Raw genomic sequence first — 18,308 nt, 5'->3', positions numbered from 1 at the left:
GTTAAAGGAAAACTGTGCCTCGCAGCGAAGTTTCACGCGGAGCGCTTCTTGCCCAGCACGTCGATGAAGCGGTCCACCTCGGCTTCGGTATTGAGCAGGCCGGGCGCGGTGCGGATCACCGGGCCGACGTCGCGGCTGACTGCATCGCTGACAATGTGGTTTTGAACCAGGTGGGCAGCCACGGCATCGCAATCCTGACCCTTGACCCGGAAGAAGCTGAACCCCGCCGAAAACCTCGGATCGACCGGGGTGACCAGCTCCACGCCCGGCTGTTCCAGCAAGCGCTGTTTCAGGTAGCTGTTGAGCTGATGGATACGTGCCTGGACGTCGGCCTTGCCCAGTCCCAGGTGCAATTTGAACGCTTCGTCCACGGCCCAGCGATGTTCGAAGGCGTGATAGCCGCCCGGGGACATGGTGGTGGAAAAGCTCGTGGCTTCGGAGAAGGTTGGCACGCTCGGGCTGACGTATTTCAGCTCTTCGCTGCGGCTGCAAACGATGCCGGTACCGCGAGGGCCGAACATCCATTTGTGGGTGCCGGCAATGAAAAAGTCGCAGTTCATCGCCGGGAAGCTCAGGTCTTCGACGCCGAAACCGTGTACGCCGTCGACCACGTAAACAATCCGGTCCTTGTCGTCGCGCTGGCGATTGTGTTCATCGACGAGTCGGCCGATGTCGCTGATCGGCAGCTTCACGCCACTGCCCGAGTGCACCCAGGTCATGCCCAGCACGCGGGTCTCGGGGCGGATGTTGCGGTTGATGGTATCCAGCACTTGGTCGGCCGAGATCGACTGTGGCTGCTCGAACAACTGAATCTTGCGCACCCGGGTGCCATCGCGCTGGTTGCGAAAGTTCAGGATGTTGTTCGTGGAATAGTGCTCGTGAACCGTGGTGAGGATTTCCTGATCGGGGCGCACCTGCACGCCGCCATAAATCATCGCCAGGCCTTCGGTGGTGCTGCCGGTGAGGGCGATCTGTGTCGGCTTGGCCTGCAAATATCGACCGGCCCAGAGCCGTACATTTTCTTCGCGCTGGTGGGTCACGCCCAGGTCCCAGTCCATGGCCAGCCCGGGATTCTGGTCCAGCGCGGCACGGTGACGGGCGATGGCCTCGCGCACCGGTTTGGGGTGGGAGGTCACCAGAAAGTTGGCGAAGTGAATGTAGTTCGGGTCTTGGTCGAACAACTGGCGCAATTGCACCCACTTGTCCCGGGGCAGCGCTTGCGATTGCGCGGCAGCGACCGGTGAGCCGAGGCTGGCACCCAACGGCAGGCCAGCGGCGAGGATCCCGGCCTGTTTCAGAAAAGTACGACGGTCATTCATGGCTTGACTGGTTCCTGGCGAGAAATCAGCGTGGGCTTCGCGGCTTTTTGCACCTGCTCCCAGACCCGCAGGAAGTTGCCGCCCCAGAGCTTGGCGATATCGGCTTCGGAGTAACCGCGCTGGATCAATTCGGCGGTGACGTTGCGGATTTCGCCGACATTTTCCCAGCCCTTGATGCCGCCGCCGTCGTTGAAGTCCGAAGCGATGCCGACGTGGTCGATGCCGACCTTGCGCACGGTGTAATCGATAGCGTCGCCGAGGTCCTTGAGCGTGGCCTTGGGTTCTTCCTCAAGAATGGCGTACAGACCGCTGGCGTATTGACCGAGCTTCTGTTCGGACCAGGCGGTGATGATCGGATCGCCAGGCATCAGCGCCATCGCCAGGTTGGGCAATGGCGGCAAATCGAAACGTGTGCGCAGGGCGTTGAGTTTGTCCTGTGTGCCTTGGGTCAGCGGTTTGAGGTATTGCGAGAAACCGACCACCTGCACCACGCCGCCGCTGTTCTTGATCAGCTGCAGCTCCTTGTCGCTGAGGTTGCGCGGGATGTCCACCGAGGCCCGTGGCGCCGAGTGCGAGGCCACCATCGGCGTGCGGCTCAGCTGCGCCACTTGCTCCAGGCCCTTGGTCGACATCTGCGACACATCAATGATCACGCCCAGATCGTTGAGTCGCTGCACCGCTTGTTTGCCGATGTCCGACAACCCGTCGAGGGCATCGGGGGAGTCGTTGAAAAATGGTAGCGGTCGTGACGAATCGGCCCAGCTGTTGTTGCCGATGTAGCTGAAACCGAACATGCGCATGCCGCGAGCGGCCCATAGGTCCAGTTTGCTCAGGTCATTGCCCAGCGGGTAGGCGTTGAGCATGCTGATGAAAATCGCAAACTTGCCTTCGCCGTGCAGGCGTCGGAAGTCGTCGGGGGTGTAGGCGATGCCGACCTGATTGGGAAAGTCGCGCACCAGTCCGGAGATGATTTTGTAGCGCACTTCCTGCTGGTTGCGCGCTTCTTCGACGAAACCGTCGGTGGGCCTGTGCGGTGCGTTCGGGCCGTTCCACATTTCCGGCCAGCCGAAAACCGTCAGGGCCGCGCCGGACAGTCGGCCACGGTTGGCCTTGATCAAATCGAACTGGCCGGAACCGTCCTTGTCGGCCTCGTTGCCGTGGGCGCCGAAACTCAGGGGAACGGTGATGTGACTGTCGAAGGAAAGGATCCGCTCCTGCAGTTCGGTGGCTTGTTTCATGACCTTGACCGGGTAGCCGGGGTTGTCCTTGAACCCGTAATCCCAGACCAGCCAGCCTGCGCCGGCACTGATGGCCAGGGCCAGTGGCAGGCCGAGGTACAGGGCCTTTTTCGAACGTGTTTTTGTCATCGCCATCTCAGTCAGGTTCGCCGTTGAGTTGCAGGCGCAGGGGCCTTTGCTATCTGGGAAGAACGATTGACCGGCACAGGAATTTAGGTGGCCCCGAAAAGATCGCCTTTCAAATGTAGGAGCTGGTGCAGCCTGCGATCTTTTCGGGGGCGCCCAAGATGAAGATCAAAAGATCGCAGCCTTCGGCAGCTCCTACAGGGGATCGCATAAATTTGTCGGGGCTACAAACGTTCTAGCTTGGATAAAGCCTGCTTCAAGGCTGACACAGGTAGGGCAATGACGATTTCTCGACGCTGGTTCATGGCGGGCCTGGCGCTCACGAGCGCTGCGATGCCTGCCGCTTTTTATGCACATCGTGAGTTGACCCGGGAAAAGGAACCGATCACGCCGGGGGAGGCCACGGTCGACCTGGCGAGCACCGCCGGGCAGCAACTGGCGGACAGCTTGCGCGGAGTCTGGGACATTCGTTTTGTCGGCAGCGATGCCGGGCTTGAGGGCTTGCCGCAGGACGGGCTGGAGCTGTTTCTCGACATCGCTCATCGCGGACGAGGGTTGCGCGGCTACCTGGACACCGGCACTCATCTGCGTGGGGAAGGGGTGCCGCACTATCAGTTGATCGGCGATCTGGCGCCGGCTAATGGCGCCGAACTGTACTGGCGGCTGATGCGCACCGACGCCCCGTTGGTGGCGCCAGTGTATGAGTTCAAGGCCAAGCTCGATGAGGTTTGGGCCGCTTTCGGCAACGCTGGCAGCGGCACGTTCAGCGGCCAAGTGCTGAGCCTGAATCGCCCATTGGGTTTACCCGAACTCGACAACCGCTTTATCGCCATCAAGCGCCGGTTTCCCGAAGCGCGGGAGCGAACCGCCCTCAACCCGACATTTCTGGCGTGGCTGGTGTCCCCCGAGCATCGATTGTTTCATCAGCTCTGGCACGCCTCCCGAGACAAATGGCACAAGCTCTCGGAGAAAAAACGCGAGGCGTTGCGCGGTATCGGCTGGCAACCCGGCCCACGGGACAAGGAGCGTGACGCTCGTGGACCGCGCAAGGACCGCAACGGTTCGGGCATCGATTTCTTCTTCATGCACCGGCACATGCTCGGCATCGCCCGGTCCATGCAGGAGTTGCCGTCATGGTCGGCGTTCCCCCTGCCGCAGCCGGAACTTGAGCGTGATCGCCAGGGCTTCGCGCGCTATTTCGACAATCACGATGGCAATGCCTTGCCGCCAACCTGGTTGACCGAAGGCGATGACGAATACACCAAGTGGGTCAGTGACATCAAAGCCGCAGAGACCTATCACAGCAACTTCCAGGTCTGGGAGTCGCAGTACCGGGATCCGCGTTACCTGTCGAAACTGACCCTCGGCCAGTTCGGTTCGGAAGTCGAACTGGGCCTGCACGACTGGCTGCACATGCGCTGGGCGTCGGTGGCTCGGGATCCGTCCAACGAGATACCGGTGCCGATGGCCCGGGATCAGGCCGACTTCGCTGCGCGCTGGTATGCCCCGGAAAATGACTTTCTCGGCGATCCGTTTTCGTCCCACGTCAACCCGGTGTTCTGGCGCTTCCACGGCTGGATCGACGATCGCATCGAAGACTGGTTCCGCGCCCATGAACGTTTTCACCCCGGTGAGCTGAGCCGCCTGGAGGTCAACGGTGTGCCGTGGTTTGCGCCGGGGCGTTGGGTGGAAGTGAGCGATCCGTGGCTCGGCCCGGACACCCACGGTTGCAGCACGACGCCGGGTCTGCAGGTGGGGCGTTCGGTGGAAATGGATCCGGAAACCATGAAGCTGGCGTTGCGCATCACCTTTGGCGATGAAGACAACATGAGTGACCTGTTGCGCAAAGTGCCGCGACGGCCGTGGTATGCGCGGCATTTGAAGGTCAAGGGATGGCCGGTTTAATCGGATAGACCGCGTTATCGTTCTTCGCGAGCAAGCCCGCTCCCACATTTGATCTCCATCGAGCACGAGGTTTGTGTACGACGCAGATCCAATGTGGGAGCGGGCTTGCTCGCGAAGGCGGCCTCAAGAACGACGCTGTTCTACAGGGCTTGCCACCCCCCACCCAACGCCTTGTACAGCGCAATACTGGCCTGCAACCGCGACAATCTCAGCTGCACATTCAGATCCTGGGCGGCATACAGCGTGCGCTGGGTTTGCAGCACCGTGAGCAGGTCTTCGGCGCCGGCCTGGTAACGGCTCTGGGCGATGTCGAAAGCGCTCTGCGCCTGGCTCAGTTCCTCCCCTTGCCACTGACGTTGTTCGTCCAGCCCGCGAATGCTGTTGAGGGCTTTTTCCACATCGGCGAAGCCATTGATGATTGCCCCGCGATAGGTTTCCAGCAGTTCCTGTTGACGCGCCGTGGCCTTGTCGCGCTCGGCGCTGAGGCGACCATTGTTGAAGATCGGTGCCACCAGTCCTGAGGACAGGTTGTAAAAAGTGGTGCGCAACAGGTCCGAGGCCAGGTCGGCGCCCGTGCCCAGGCTGGCGGTGAGCGTCAGCTTGGGCAGCATCGCCGCGCGGGCGACAGTCACGTCGGCCTGGGCGGCGGCGAGTTTGGCTTCTGCGCTGGCGATGTCCGGGCGGCGACTCAACAATTCACTGGGCACGCCGCTGGCAATCTCCGGCCAGTGCAGTTGATCGAACGGCTGCTCTGTCAGCGTCAGTGCCTGCACCGGTTGGCCGAGCAGGGCGGCGAGGGTGATCCGCGCTTCCCGTGCCTGTTGTTGCACCAACGGCAGTTTGCGTTGCTGTTCGGCCACCAGGCTTTTTTGCTGCGCCAGTTCCAGTGAGGTGGCGCTGCCGGCGTCATAACGGGTCTGCACCAATCGCAACACGCTTTGGGCGTTGGCCAGGTTCAGCTCGGCGATCCGTTGCTGTTCACGCAACGACAAGGCCTGGGTGTAGCTGTTGGCCACGCCGCTTTGCAAGGTCAGTTCCACGGTGGCCCGATCGAACTCGCTGGCCTGCAAGCCGAGCAGGGCGCTGTCCCGGGCCGCGCGTTTGCCGCCCCAGAAATCGATTTCGTAACTGGCGCTCAGTTCCGCATCGTAATAATTCAGCGAGCGATTATCAGGGCTGACGTCCAGTTGGCTGTAGCCCTTGCCGTGCAGCAAGCGTTGGCGATTGGCGTTGAGGCCGGCCTTGAGTTCGGGCAGCAGCGGGGCGCCGGCGATGGTGGCGCTGGCCTGGGCTTGCTGCACCCGGGCGACAGCGGCGGCCAGGTCGTGGCTGCCCACGCTGGCCTGTTCGATCAGGCGATTGAGTTGCGGGCTGCCGAACTGCGTCCACCATTGCCGGTTGCTGTGTGCAGCGGCGGCGGTGTTCGGCGATTGCCAGGCGGCGGGTGGTTGCAGGCCGCTGTCGGGGCGTGGCGCAGGGTTACTGCAGGCGGCCAGCAACAGGCTGGCGGCCAGAAGGGTCAGGGGCACTTTCATAGGTCGATCATTCACTGGTAAGGGCTGTGACCGGATCGAGCCGGGCAGCCTTGCGGGCAGGCATGAAGCCGAAGATGACACCGGTGACCAAGGCGCAGCCGAAGGCGCCGAGCACGGCGAACAACTGGAACGCAACCGCGACATTGCCGAGCAGCAGCACGCCACCGACCAGCAGCGCCAGACCGATCCCGGCGACACCGCCGACCACCGAGAGCATCACCGCCTCGGTGAGAAACTGGCGCAGGATGTCGCGCTGACGGGCGCCGGTGGCCATGCGAATACCGATTTCCCGGGTGCGTTCACGCACGGTCATCAGCATGATGTTCATGACGCCGATGCCGCCGACCAGCAACGAAATCGCGGCAATCGAACCGAGCATCAATGACAGCGTGCCCTGGGTGCGGGCCTCGGCCTGGATCATGGCGGCGTTGTTGGTCAGCTCGAAATCGCGCTTGCCCTTGTGCTCGCGCAGCATTGTTTGTTCGATCGCTTGCTCGGCTTCCTTGACCTTGCGTGCATCCTTGGCGGCGATCACCACGTACTCGGGATTGCGACTGCCAAACAACCGCACGCTGGCGGCCGAATAGGGCACGGCGATGCGGTTGTCGCTGTCGGAGTCGCCGGAACTGGAGCCTTTTTCGGCCAGCACGCCAAGCACCTGAAACGGCACGTTTTCGATCAGGATGTACTGGCCAATCGGGTCGGCCAGGTCTTTGAACAGCTTCTCCCTGACCTTGTGGCCGATCACCGCAACGGCGGCAGCACTGTCTTCATCGGCTTGGGTGAAGTAGCTGCCCTGAACCACCGGCCAATTGAAAATGCTCGGGAAGTTGGTGTCGTTGCCGCCCACATAGGCGGTGTGATCGGCGTTGCCGAAACGCACGCCGGCCGTCGAGCCGTTGACCGGCATGATCCGCTGCACCTGGGGCAGGTTGGCGAGCGCGGCGACGTCGTCGAGGGTAATGATCCCGGGCGGCGTACGCGGATTGGGCGCCGCGCCGCTCAGGTAAATGATGTTGGAGCCGAAGGCGCCCATCTGCGCCATCACCTGGCGCTTGCTGCCTTCGCCCACCGCCAGCATCACCACCACTGACGCAACGCCAATGACAATCCCCAGCAGCGTCAGGGCAGTGCGGAAGCGGTTGATCCACATCACGCGCCAGGCCGCCTGAACCGCGTCCATCAGCTCGCCTTTCCAGGCGCCATTGGCTTCGCTGCCGGCGCTTAATCGCTGGCGCAGGTCCACGGCTTGCAGCGCACCGGGGCGTGCCGCGCTCGGGGTGGCCGAAGGATGTGTGGCGGTGTCGCTGATGATCAGGCCGTCGCGGATTTCGATGACCCGGTTGGCACGCCTGGCCACTTCGCGATCGTGGGTGATCAGGATCACCACGTGCCCCTGACTGGCTAGTTCGTCGAGCAGGCTCATGACTTCGGCGCCGCTGTGGCTGTCGAGGGCGCCAGTGGGTTCATCGGCGAGAATGATGTGGCCGCCGTTCATCAAGGCGCGGGCGATCGACACCCGTTGCTGCTGACCACCGGAAAGCTGATGCGGACGGTTGCCGGTGCGCGAACCCAGGCCGAGGCGCTCGAGCAGGGCCGCCGCGCGGGCATGGCGTTCGTCTGCCGGAGTGCCGGCATAAATGGCGGGCATTTCGACGTTTTCCTGGGCCGATCCGGACGGGATCAGGTGGTAACCCTGAAACACGAAGCCGAATGCCTCACGCCGTAGCCACGCCAGTTCGTCGCTGCCAAGGCCCGCGACGTTTTCCCCGGCGAACAGGTAGTCGCCGCTGGTGGGGCGGTCGAGGCAGCCGAGAATGTTCATCAGGGTCGATTTGCCGGAACCGGAAGCGCCGACGATGGCGACAAATTCGCCAGCGTGGATCGACAGGTCAATGCCGCGCAGCACTTCCACCACGGGGCTGTCGCCACCGCCGTAGGCTTTGCGGATCTGTCGCAGGTCAATCAGGGGCGTTTGCATTCAGCCTCCGCTGCCGGTGAGCGGGGCGCTCAGCACGTGATCGCCTTCCGCCAGCCCCTCGAGAATCTGCGTGCGCAGCCGATCGCTGATCCCGGTGCGAACCTCGCGGCGCTGAACCTCGCCGTTGGCCGCCACCACTTGTGCCACTTGGCGATCCGCCGCGGTGCCGTTTTGCAGGGCCGCGGTGGGCACCGTCAGCACGTTCTGCGCTTGCTGGGCGACGAAAAATACCTGGGCGGTCATGTCGGTCATCAAGGCGTTGTCGGCGTTGTCGACATCCAGCAACACGGTGTAGAGCACCACCCGTTCGCTGCCGCTGCGACCGCTGGTGGGGCTGCCCTGCGACTGTTCGAGCGGGCGCGGCGGCACCGGCAAAATCTGCCGCACGGTGCTGCTCCAGCGCCGGCTGCCACCGCTGAGGGTGGTGAACCAGGCGGTCATGCCGGGTTTGACCTGGCCGATATCGGCCTCGGACACCTCGGCCCATACGGTCATCGGTGACAACTTGGCAATGCGCAATATCAGCGGCGTCTGTTGTTGGGCATTGAGCGTCTGACCTTCCCGCGCACCGACGGCGACCACCGTGCCGGACATTGGCGCGTAGATCCGTGTGTAACCCAGCTCTGCTTCATCGCTGCGCAAACTGGCCTGGGCTTGACGAATCTGCGCCTGGAACATGTCGATACGCGCTTGTCTCGCCCGGACTTCGGCGCGGGCGGTCTGCACATCTTCTTCGCGGGTCGCGCCGCCAGCCTTGAGGTTCTGCTGGCGCTGATACTTTTGTTGCGCCAGATCGTGCTGGGCGCGCTGCTCTTGCAACTGGGCCTTGAGGTTGTCGATGGAAAAGCGCCCGGCGTCGAGTTTGGCTTTCTGGGTCGAGGGATCTATCTCCACCAGCAATTGGCCTTCCTTGACTTGATCGCCGGCCTCGACATGAATCTTCTGGATCTGCCCGGACGCCTGGGCGCCGACGTCGACATAACGTCGCGGTTGCAGGGTGCCGAGGGCGGTCACGCTGTTTTCGATATCGGCGCGGGTCACGGTGGCGGTGGCAAGTTTTTCACGCCCCGGCGGGATCACTTGCCAGGCGGCCAGGGCTGCGGCGGGGATCAGGCACAGAGCGACAAACAGGGCGCGTCGGGTAGGGCGGGGACGTTTCATGCGGGGTTCCAGCCGGTAAAAATCGGCCCGTCGCTCGGCGTGCGCGGCAGTGACCGGCGCCGCTGAACGCTGTCGGTGGACCGACAGACACGGGAAGCTGTCCTGTAAACGAGAACCCCGGAGCAGAATTTAAGCCTTGAGACATGGGGTTACAGCACGACAAATGAGGTTATTTCTCAAGTAAATGGATCCAGTGCTTTAAATCTATATGAGAATTACTATAAATTACGCCTCTTGCGCGCTGCCATCATCGTGCCGCCATCTCTTTTATGGCGCAGATCTGGCTCAAGGACTGGGAGTCATGTTGGAAAACTACTATCGCGAGCTGGTGTATTTCCTGAACGCCAAGCTAGGCAACCGTCAGGTGGCCGAAGATGTGGTACATGACGCTTATCTGCGGGTGCTGGAGCGTTCCAGTGACACGCCGATCGAACAACCCCGGGCGTTTCTTTATCGCACCGCGCTCAATCTGGTGATCGATGACCACCGACGCAATGCCTTGCGGCAGGTCGAATCCCTGGACGTACTCGACAGCGAAGAGCGCTACTTCACGCCATCCCCCCACAACAGCCTCGATCATGGCCAGCGCCTGGACATGCTTCAGCGCGCACTGGCGGAGTTGCCAAAGCTGTGTCGCGAGAGTTTTCTTTTGCGCAAGATCGACGGCTTGTCGCACCCGGAAATCGCCGAGCACCTGGGGATTTCCCGGGCGCTGGTGGAAAAGCACATCGTCAATGCCATGAAGCATTGCCGGGTGCGCATGCGCCAGTGGGACGCCCATTGATCGGCACCGTTTAATCAGGCCTCGTTAAATTTTTTTTCATTGTCCTCGTTCCTATTCAACAGACGATCTGCTGCCGCACAAGGCCGGTCAGGTCACCCAGGCTTTATCCCCGCTGGTCCGGGGTTCATCCAGAGGACACTGGAAATGACACAGGCAATTGCATCGCCCATCGTTCACGACCTGATCGGCGTCGGTTTCGGCCCTTCGAACCTGGCTCTGGCCATCGCCTTGCAAGAGCGCGGGCCGAGCCAGGGCGAGCTGGATGTGCTGTTTCTCGACAAGCAGGCGGACTACCGCTGGCACGGCAACACCCTGGTCACCCAGAGCGAACTGCAGATTTCCTTCCTCAAGGACCTGGTGACGCTGCGTAACCCGACCAGCCCGTATTCTTTCGTCAATTACCTCAAGCATCACGGTCGTCTGGTGGATTTCATCAACCTTGGCACCTTCTATCCGTGCCGCATGGAGTACAACGACTACCTGCGCTGGGTCGCCGGGCAATTTACCGAGCAGAGCCGCTATGGCGAGGAAGTGTTGGCCATCGAGCCAGTGCTGCACCACCAGCAGGTGGAAGCACTGCGAGTGATCTCGCGTGATACGCAAGGTCAGCAGCATGTGCGCACCACCCGTTCGGTAGTGGTCAGCGCCGGCGGTACACCGCGCATTCCCGAAGCGTTCAAGGCACTCAAGGATGACGGCCGGGTGTTCCATCACTCCCAGTACCTGGAGCGCATGGCCAGGCAGCCGTGCGTGAACAACCAACCGATGAACATTGCGATCATCGGCGGCGGGCAGAGTGCGGCGGAAGCCTTCATCGACCTGAACGACAGCTTCCCGTCGGTGCAGGTGGACATGATCCTGCGTGGCTCGGCCCTGAAACCGGCCGATGACAGCCCCTTCGTCAATGAAGTGTTTTCGCCGGAGTTCACCGACCTGGTGTTCCAGCAGGCCAGCAGCGAACGCGAACGCCTGGTCAACGAGTACCACAACACCAACTATTCGGTGGTGGACATCGACCTGATCGAACGCATCTACGGCATCTTCTACCGACAGAAAGTCTCGGGCATCGCGCGCCATGCGTTCCGCACCCTGACCACTATTGAAAAAGCCACCGCCACCGAGCGCGGTATCGAGCTGGCAGTACGCAACAACGCCACCGGCGAAGTCACGGTTCGCCATTACGACGCCGTGGTGCTGGCCACCGGTTACGAGCGCCAGATGCACCGCAAATTGCTGGCGCCGCTGGAGCAATACCTGGGCGATTTCGAGGTCGATCGCCACTACAAACTGATCACCGACGAGCGCTGCAAGGCCGGCATCTACATGCAGGGCTTCTGCCAGGCCAGCCACGGTTTGAGCGACACCTTGCTGTCGATCCTGCCGATCCGCGCCGATGAAATTGCCGGCTCGCTGTATGACCATGGCAAGTCGCGTGGGCATGGCCGGTCGGTGATGGATTTGTTGTTGGCCACAGCGAGCTGAGATTGGTGGCGGCTGTGAGGCCGCCTTCGCGAGCAAGCCCGCTCCCACATGGGACCTGTGTTCGCAGGACTAATGTGGGAGTGGGCTTGCTCGCGAAGAGGCCCGAAAGAACACCACAAATCTTGAATCCTGAACCCTCCTGAAGAACCCTGCGCTGCAACGGCGCGGTGAAACCCGACCCGTTCCGAGAGCCATGTGTTGAAAGGATAAATGGCGCAGTTTTTAGGAAACGTCCTACAGAACGCTTCCTCGGTCTTGCGTAGCCTTGCCGCCTCACTCATCAGTCATTGATTGACCTGGAGGCACGCGATGATCAACAAAAACTTGCGTATCCTGATCGCCGACGAACAGCATTTTCACCGGATGAAAACCGAGCGGCTGTTCAATCAGCTCGGTTATTACCGGGTGGCCCCGGTACAAAGCCTTGTGGAGATGCTGACCCTGGTCGAGTACGGTTGCGAGCCATTTGATCTGGTGGTCATCAATGCCTCGCTGGCGGATGGGGCATTGAACCTGCTCGGGTTCTTCCTCGATAGCGGCCAGGTTCACCACGCCTTGATCTACGATGGCCGGCCGGCACAGTTGTCGCCGATCCCGGCCGTCGGTGTTAAACAGACGGTTCAGCAAAAGGTTCAGGTGAGCCACGGGGCGCGGCCTGATCTGGTGTCCATTCAACGGCTGATGGCGCTCATCGATCCGCCTGCGGGTGAAGCTTCACAGTCCCCCGTGCATGCGCGATATCTGCATCGAATTGCTTGATTCTGGGTTACCGCTCGTCGGAACTATCATTTCTGACAGGTACCTCCTTCCTGTCCGTCATGCAAAAGTCTTAGCGCAGCCGTTGCGTGCGGTTCGTCGTTCTCCGGCGTGCATTGGTGCGCAATCGTCAGATCTTTGCACAGGGAATTACCATGAAGTCAGTGCTGATTGTGGACGATCATCCGGTGGTACGCGCCGCAGTCAAAATCGTATTGGAGAAGGAGGGTTTCAAACGGATTTATGAGGCGTCCAGCGGTAGCGAGGCGTTGTCGATGCTCCGTGAGCACTCACCCACGCTGGTGGTGCTGGATCTGGTCATGCCCGAGGGCGATGGGCTGGATGTGCTGGACCGGATCAGGGCCAGTGATTGGTCATGTCTGGTACTGGTTTTCACCTCCCTGGATCCGCTGTTTTTTCAAGAGCGTTGCATGCGCGCCGGAGCCATGGCGTATGTCGCCAAGACCAACGTCCTGAGTCAATTGCAAAAGGCTGTGCATGCGGTCATGACCGGTTACACCTATTTTGCGCGGCTGCCTTCGGGATCGCAGGACGCCCTGCAACGCAGCGAAAAACAGATGATCGACAAACTCTCCAACCGCGAACTGACCATCCTGCAATACCTGGCCCGGGGCACGAGCAACAAGGCCATCGCTGAGCTTATGCACCTGAGTCACAAGACCGTCAGCACCTACAAGACCCGCTTGATCGAAAAGCTTGGCGTGAACGCGGCGGTGCACCTGCGGGACTTCGCCAAGCGCAATCATCTGATCTGAATGAAACCGACCGTGCGCATCGTCCTGTTGGCCTTGATGTTGAGCCTTGTGCCGCACGTTTCAGCGGCACTGGCTGACGAGCCGCAGCGGTTGCATCTGCTGGGGCGCTCCACCGTGGAGGGCTTTGAGGTCAAGCTGGATGAAAAGGACTGGCAATGGCTACGCGATAAACGAGCCCTTCGCCTGGGAGTAACGGGGGCGGATTACCCGCCGTTCGAAGTGACGCGTCACCGCGATGAACTGGAGGGCATCACGGCCGATTACGCCGAGCTGCTGGGGCAACTGCTGCATGTCAAAATCGATGTGCTGCGTTATGCCACTCGTGAGGCCGCCATGGACGCCCTCAAACGACATGAGCTGGATCTGCTCGGAACCTCGAACAACTTCGAAGCGGCCGACCCCGCGCTGACCCGGTCCCGAGCCTATGCCGAAGATCAGCCCATGCTGGTCACCCGACTGAACGAGCGAATGCCCGTCGACCTTGCCGGCAAACGCATCGCCATGGTCGAAGACTATTTGCAGGCGCAGACCGTTGAAGATTTTTATCCCGATGCAAGTTTGCAACTCTATCCCTCGGCACTCGATGCGCTCGGAGCGGTAGCGTTCGGGCCAGACGATGTGTACCTCGGCGACTTCATCAGCGCCAATTATCTGATCAACAATAACTACCTCAACAATGTTCATCTGGCGGGGCCTTCCGGTCTGGATGCCAATCCATTCGGCTTTGCTTTGGCGAAGGACAATCCGCGTCTCAAAAGCATCATCGACAAGGCTCTGGCGGCGATTCCGATGGAACAACGCGTGGTCATCGAAGTGCGCTGGAGTGCCGGCAGGGCTAATGCGGCGGGTCAGGAGCAGGTGCGTTTGAGCCCCAGTGAACAACGCTGGCTGGACCGGCATCCGGCGGTCACTGTCGGTGCGATCGACAATTTTGCCCCGCTGACGTTCTACGATGCCCAAGGCCGGTTCAACGGGTTGACGGCGCAGTTGCTGACGCTGATCAGCCAGCGCAGCGGTTTGACCTTTCAGGTGCAACGCGGGCACTCACTGGACCGGCAGATTGAGCAACTCCAGGGCGGCGAAATCGACCTGTTGCCTGTGGTCACTCCCAGTACCGAGCGTGAAGACGCATTGCTGTTTACCCGCGCCTACCTCAGCAATCCATTTGTGCTGGTCAGTGCAACGACGACGGGCAGCCCAAGGACGCTGGACGATCTGGCCGGTAAACGCCTGGCGATTTATCGTGGTCATCCGTTGTTCGGGTTCCTGCAGGCCCGGGTGCCGCAGGTGCGCCTGGTCGAAGTGCAAAGCCCGGCCGAGGGCATGGAACGGGTGATCAAGGGGCAGGCTGATGCGACGCTCAGTTCATTGATCGTCGCCCGTTACCTGATCGCTCGGCACTACCCGGATCGTCTGCGCGTCAGCAGCACCGTCGGCGACCAACCCGCCCGTATCGCCCTGGCCACGCACCGCGGCGCGCTGGAGTTGCATTCGATTCTGAACAAGGCGTTGCTGAGCATTTCGCCTCAGGAAATGGACGATCTGGTGGCCCGCTGGAGCAATGATGTGGTGCTGGATGACAGCTATTGGCTACGCCATCGTCAAGGCATTCTTCAGGCGTTTGCCGTGGCTGGCGCCCTGTTGTTGCTCGCCCTGGGCTGGATCGCCTGGCAGCGCCGGCAAATCCGTCAGCGCCAGCACTGGTTAAGGCAATTGCAGGAGGCCAAGAACGAGGCGGACGATGCCAACCGCGCCAAAACCACTTTTCTGGCCACCATGAGTCATGAGATCCGCACCCCGATGAACGCGCTGATCGGCATGCTCGAACTGGCCCTCAAACGTGCGGACGAGGGCGTCACCGATCGCTTTGCCATTGAGGTGGCGTCCGGTGCCGCACAACAATTATTGGCGCTGATCGGTGACATTCTGGACATCGCCCGTATTGAGTCCGGACATTTATCCCTGACACCTGAACGCGCCAATCTTCGGGAGCTGGTGGAGTCGGTGTGCCGGGTTTTCGAAGGCCTTGCACGGCAGAATGAGCTGGCGTGGCGAATCGATCTGGATGAACACAGTGACTGCGACGTGTTGATCGACCCCACCCGTTTCAAGCAGGTGCTGTCCAATCTGCTGAGCAACGCCATCAAGTTCACCCGTGAGGGCGAGGTGAGCCTGACGCTGCGGGTGACGCCCGTGACGCCGGAGCATCTGGCGGTCAGTGTGCGCATTGAAGACACTGGCATTGGCATCAGTGACGTCGATCGGCAACGGTTGTTCAGCCCGTTCGCCCAAGCCAGCAATAACCAGCAGTCAACTCGCGGCGGCTCCGGGTTGGGCCTGGTGATCAGCCGCACCCTGTGCGAAATGATGGGCGGCCGGTTGCAACTCGGCAGTGTCCTCGGGCAAGGCACACAGGTCGACATCAACCTTGAGCTTATCGCACTGCAACCGTTGCCTGCCATTGCGCCAGTGGATAGCGGGGTGCAGGTGCCGACGCGACCACTGACGATTCTGGTGGTCGACGATCACCCGGCTAATCGTTTGTTGCTTTCATGGCAACTGAGCCACCTGGGGCATCGTGTGATGGAGGCTGAAGAGGGCGCACGGGGGCTTGAGCTGTGGCGCGAACATGAGTTCGATCTGGTGGTTACCGACTGCAATATGCCCAGGCTCAGTGGTTATGAACTGGCGGGTGCAATACGCGACGAAGAGCGCGTCCAGGGATTACCGTCGACGCTGATTCTGGGCTTTACCGCCAATGCGCAGCGTGAGGAAAAAGTCCGCTGCCTGGAGGCAGGTATGGACGACTGCCTGTTCAAACCCATTCTGCTGGCGGATTTGAGCGCATGGCTGGCGTCCAGGTTTGCAAACGAAGCACCCGAGACGCTCGAAAAGCAACCCCCGCCCGAGATGGACTTGAGTGGCCTGGAGCAATACGTCGGTGCGGACCGCACACTGCTCGATCAGCTGGTGCGCGAACTGGCGGTGACCAACCGGGTTGATCGGGATGATCTGCTCGAGGCGCACGCCAGAGGCAATCGCCATGACCTGCAAGCCCTGGCGCACCGCATCAAGGGCGGCGCGCGCATGGTCCGGGCGGTGCGTTTGATCGAACGCTGCGAACAACTGGAGCGCGTCATGGAGGCGGGGGAGCTGGCGCTGATCGACGAAGCCGTCGATCAGTTGCAGCACGCTATGTCATTGCTGGACAAACACTTGAGCCCGGATTTGAGTCAAGGCTGAAACTCAATCCCACTGCGGCGCAATGCCTTTGGGGCTGGTCAGCCGCTGGCCGCGATCAAGGGCTGCGATCAGCGCCATGTCGGCGTCGCTCAGGGTCAGGGCGCAGGCTTGCAGATTGCCTTGCAGGTTGGCGCGTTTGGTCGAGGAAGGAATCACCGCATACCCAAGCTGCATGGCCCACGCCAGCGTGACTTGGGCCGGTGTCGCCTGAAGGCGATCGGCGATCTGCTGGATGAGCGGATCCTTCAGCACTTCGCCGTAGGCCAGGGTCATGTAAGAGGTGATCCGGATGCCTTGGCTTTGGGCAAATTCGACAACCTTGCGGTTTTGCAGGTACGGGTGCAGCTCGATCTGGTTGGTGGCGATGTTCTCGGCACCGATGGCAGTAATGGCCTGTTGCATCAGGTCGACCGTGAAGTTGGATACGCCGATCTTTCGGGTCAGGCCCAGTTGTTTGGCTTGGAGTAAGGCGCCCATGAATTCTTCGACCGGAACCTGATCTTCCGGCGACGGCCAGTGGATCAGCGTCAGGTCCAGGTAATCGGTTTGCAGCTTGTTCAGGCTCTCTTTGAGGCTGTCGATCAACCGGTCTTTGGCAAAGTTGGCCACCCAGATTTTGCTGGTGATGAACAGCTCGTCACGAGCAATGCCGCTGGCAGCGATGGCCTGGCCGACCTCGGCTTCGTTTTCGTAGATTTGCGCGGTATCGATGACCCGGTAGCCCAGCTCAAGACCGGTGCTCACCGAATCGATGACCACTTGGCCTTGCAAGCGAAAGGTACCAAGACCGAATGCGGGGATAGACATCAATAACTCCAGGGTTGCAGTGGGAATGAGCGGGAGTATCCCCGGCTGGTCCCTTGAGAAAAACCGCTGGTTGGGCAAAGCACTGTTTACCGTAAGTCATGAATGGGATGTTTCAGTGGCATTGATGGTGTTTGGTCCGACGCCTTCGCGAGCAAGCCCGCTCCCACATTGGATCTGTGGTGTACGCAGATCCAATGTGGGAGCGGGCTTGCTCGCGAAGGGCGCGACTCGGTGCTGGAACTTGACCCCACCCCTAAGCAATATCGCTATGGCTGAATTCCTCGCCCAGAAAGTCGATCAAGGTCCGCACCGACGGCAGCAATCCACGTCGTGAGGGGAAGATCGCGTGCACGATTCCGCACTTGGGTGTCCAACCCGGCACCAGTTCCACCAGTCGGCCGGCGGCAATCTCATCGCGCACCACCACACTGGGCAGGTGGGCGATGCCGATGCCGGCGAGTACCGCGTGACGCAAGGCCAGCAAGTCGTCGGTGACCATTCGCGGGGTATGACGAATCAGCGCGCTGGCGCCATCGGCACCGAACAATTCCCACTGATATTCACGCTGCGCGCCACCCCAATGCACGCTCGGCAGACCGCTGAGGTCAGCCGGTGTGGCCGGTGATGACAAGCGCTGCAAAAACGCCGGACTCCCCACCAGGCATTGGGTGCTGTTGCCCAGTACCTTCATCACCATGTCGGTGTTTTCCAACGGCGGAAAGCGCACGCGCAGCGCGATATCGAACCCCTCGTGGATCAGGTCGACCCGGCGGTTGGTGCTTTCGATGAACAACTCCACCAACGGGTATTTGAGCATGTAGCGGGTCAGCATCGGCCCGACCCAGGTGTTCAGCAGCGCGGTCGGGCAACTGATGCGCACCAGGCCCTGAGGTTCGGAGCGATTGCGTTCGATCAGTTCGGCGGCGCTTTCGGCTTCGACCCGCATGGCCAGGCAACGCTGGTAATAAGCCTGGCCGATTTCGGTCAACGAGCAGTGCCGACTGCTGCGGTGCAGCAGGCGCACACCGAGGCGTTCTTCGAGCTCGGCAATGCGTCGGCTGAGCTTGGATTTGGGCATGTCCAGCGCGCGTCCGGCCGGGGCGAAACCGCGGTGCTCCACCACTTGGGTGAAGTAGTACAGGGTGTTGAGGTCTTCCACCATCGTTCTCCAAATAGAACGCTAAGGCTGATTTTT

General features: G+C 61.1%; 13 protein-coding genes. 6 read left to right on the top strand and 7 right to left on the bottom strand.

Going from position 1 to position 18,308, the window contains the following annotated elements; all coding sequences use genetic code 11:
- Positions 1 to 32: 32 nt before the first annotated feature.
- Complete coding sequence (pvdN, locus tag PMI36_RS17355; RefSeq protein ID WP_008071229.1) at positions 33 to 1,319, bottom strand: pyoverdine-tailoring periplasmic protein PvdN; 1,287 nt, start codon at positions 1,317 to 1,319, stop codon at positions 33 to 35.
- Complete coding sequence (gene pvdM / locus PMI36_RS17360; protein ID WP_008071217.1) at positions 1,316 to 2,686, bottom strand: pyoverdine-tailoring dipeptidase-like protein PvdM; 1,371 nt, start codon at positions 2,684 to 2,686, stop codon at positions 1,316 to 1,318. The genes pvdN and pvdM overlap by 4 nt, the downstream gene beginning before the upstream one ends.
- 276 nt (positions 2,687 to 2,962) lie before the next feature.
- Between pvdM and pvdP the strand changes: the two genes are divergently transcribed.
- Positions 2,963 to 4,588 (top strand): pyoverdine maturation tyrosinase PvdP, encoded by a 1,626-nt coding sequence (gene pvdP, locus PMI36_RS17365; RefSeq protein WP_008071216.1) that lies wholly within the window; start codon positions 2,963 to 2,965, stop codon positions 4,586 to 4,588.
- Positions 4,589 to 4,728: 140 nt separating this feature from the next.
- Here pvdP and PMI36_RS17370 read toward each other — a convergent pair whose 3' ends face one another.
- From PMI36_RS17370 to PMI36_RS17380, 3 genes are read right to left on the bottom strand one after another with little or no spacing between them, the layout of a single operon-like run.
- Entirely contained in the window at positions 4,729 to 6,123 is a 1,395-nt protein-coding gene (locus PMI36_RS17370; protein ID WP_008071215.1) for an efflux transporter outer membrane subunit, read from the bottom strand.
- 7 nt (positions 6,124 to 6,130) lie between these two features.
- Positions 6,131 to 8,104, bottom strand: a complete 1,974-nt coding sequence (locus PMI36_RS17375) for a MacB family efflux pump subunit (protein WP_008071214.1) — start codon at positions 8,102 to 8,104, stop codon at positions 6,131 to 6,133.
- On the bottom strand, positions 8,105 to 9,265 hold the full coding sequence (locus PMI36_RS17380; protein ID WP_008071208.1) for an efflux RND transporter periplasmic adaptor subunit: 1,161 nt from the start codon (positions 9,263 to 9,265) through the stop codon (positions 8,105 to 8,107). It abuts the gene before it with no gap.
- 301 nt (positions 9,266 to 9,566) lie between these two features.
- Between PMI36_RS17380 and PMI36_RS17385 the strand changes: the two genes are divergently transcribed.
- The 5 genes from PMI36_RS17385 to PMI36_RS17405 all read left to right on the top strand — a co-directional run bounded on the left by PMI36_RS17385 (position 9,567) and on the right by PMI36_RS17405 (position 16,306).
- The gene (locus PMI36_RS17385; RefSeq protein WP_008071207.1) at positions 9,567 to 10,049 is read left to right on the top strand and encodes a sigma-70 family RNA polymerase sigma factor; all 483 of its coding nucleotides are present in this window, start codon (positions 9,567 to 9,569) and stop codon (positions 10,047 to 10,049) included.
- Between the two features lie 144 nt (positions 10,050 to 10,193).
- Complete coding sequence (locus PMI36_RS17390) at positions 10,194 to 11,531, top strand: lysine N(6)-hydroxylase/L-ornithine N(5)-oxygenase family protein (protein WP_008071206.1); 1,338 nt, start codon at positions 10,194 to 10,196, stop codon at positions 11,529 to 11,531.
- A gap of 309 nt (positions 11,532 to 11,840) precedes the next feature.
- Positions 11,841 to 12,290: a hypothetical protein gene (locus tag PMI36_RS17395; protein WP_008071205.1), complete on the top strand. Its 450-nt coding sequence runs from the start codon at positions 11,841 to 11,843 to the stop codon at positions 12,288 to 12,290.
- 152 nt (positions 12,291 to 12,442) lie between these two features.
- Positions 12,443 to 13,063 carry a response regulator transcription factor gene (locus PMI36_RS17400; RefSeq protein ID WP_008071204.1) on the top strand — a complete coding sequence of 207 codons (621 nt, stop codon included), beginning with the start codon at positions 12,443 to 12,445 and terminating at the stop codon, positions 13,061 to 13,063.
- Positions 13,064 to 16,306 carry a transporter substrate-binding domain-containing protein gene (locus PMI36_RS17405; protein WP_008071203.1) on the top strand — a complete coding sequence of 1,081 codons (3,243 nt, stop codon included), beginning with the start codon at positions 13,064 to 13,066 and terminating at the stop codon, positions 16,304 to 16,306.
- 3 nt (positions 16,307 to 16,309) lie between these two features.
- On the opposite strand, the gene dkgB is transcribed toward PMI36_RS17405, so the two are convergent.
- Positions 16,310 to 17,113, bottom strand: a complete 804-nt coding sequence (gene dkgB, locus PMI36_RS17410) for a 2,5-didehydrogluconate reductase DkgB (RefSeq protein WP_008071202.1) — start codon at positions 17,111 to 17,113, stop codon at positions 16,310 to 16,312.
- A 253-nt stretch (positions 17,114 to 17,366) separates the two neighbouring features.
- Positions 17,367 to 18,275: a LysR substrate-binding domain-containing protein gene (locus PMI36_RS17415; RefSeq protein WP_008071201.1), complete on the bottom strand. Its 909-nt coding sequence runs from the start codon at positions 18,273 to 18,275 to the stop codon at positions 17,367 to 17,369.
- Positions 18,276 to 18,308 lie beyond the last annotated feature (33 nt).

Source organism: Pseudomonas sp. GM79 (genome assembly GCF_000282495.1).
Taxonomy (GTDB): Bacteria; Pseudomonadota; Gammaproteobacteria; order Pseudomonadales; family Pseudomonadaceae; genus Aquipseudomonas.
Note: the sequence above shows the minus strand (reverse complement) of the source record. Positions and strands in the feature narration are given on the sequence as shown.

Coding starts and splice junctions, on each gene's coding strand:
- pvdN (WP_008071229.1), bottom strand. CDS start 1,319: ATGAATGACCGTCGTACTTTTCTGAAACAGGCCGGGATCCTCGCCGCT.
- pvdM (WP_008071217.1), bottom strand. CDS start 2,686: ATGACAAAAACACGTTCGAAAAAGGCCCTGTACCTCGGCCTGCCACTG.
- pvdP (WP_008071216.1), top strand. CDS start 2,963: ATGACGATTTCTCGACGCTGGTTCATGGCGGGCCTGGCGCTCACGAGC.
- PMI36_RS17370 (WP_008071215.1), bottom strand. CDS start 6,123: ATGAAAGTGCCCCTGACCCTTCTGGCCGCCAGCCTGTTGCTGGCCGCC.
- PMI36_RS17375 (WP_008071214.1), bottom strand. CDS start 8,104: ATGCAAACGCCCCTGATTGACCTGCGACAGATCCGCAAAGCCTACGGC.
- PMI36_RS17380 (WP_008071208.1), bottom strand. CDS start 9,265: ATGAAACGTCCCCGCCCTACCCGACGCGCCCTGTTTGTCGCTCTGTGC.
- PMI36_RS17385 (WP_008071207.1), top strand. CDS start 9,567: ATGTTGGAAAACTACTATCGCGAGCTGGTGTATTTCCTGAACGCCAAG.
- PMI36_RS17390 (WP_008071206.1), top strand. CDS start 10,194: ATGACACAGGCAATTGCATCGCCCATCGTTCACGACCTGATCGGCGTC.
- PMI36_RS17395 (WP_008071205.1), top strand. CDS start 11,841: ATGATCAACAAAAACTTGCGTATCCTGATCGCCGACGAACAGCATTTT.
- PMI36_RS17400 (WP_008071204.1), top strand. CDS start 12,443: ATGAAGTCAGTGCTGATTGTGGACGATCATCCGGTGGTACGCGCCGCA.
- PMI36_RS17405 (WP_008071203.1), top strand. CDS start 13,064: ATGAAACCGACCGTGCGCATCGTCCTGTTGGCCTTGATGTTGAGCCTT.
- dkgB (WP_008071202.1), bottom strand. CDS start 17,113: ATGTCTATCCCCGCATTCGGTCTTGGTACCTTTCGCTTGCAAGGCCAA.
- PMI36_RS17415 (WP_008071201.1), bottom strand. CDS start 18,275: ATGGTGGAAGACCTCAACACCCTGTACTACTTCACCCAAGTGGTGGAG.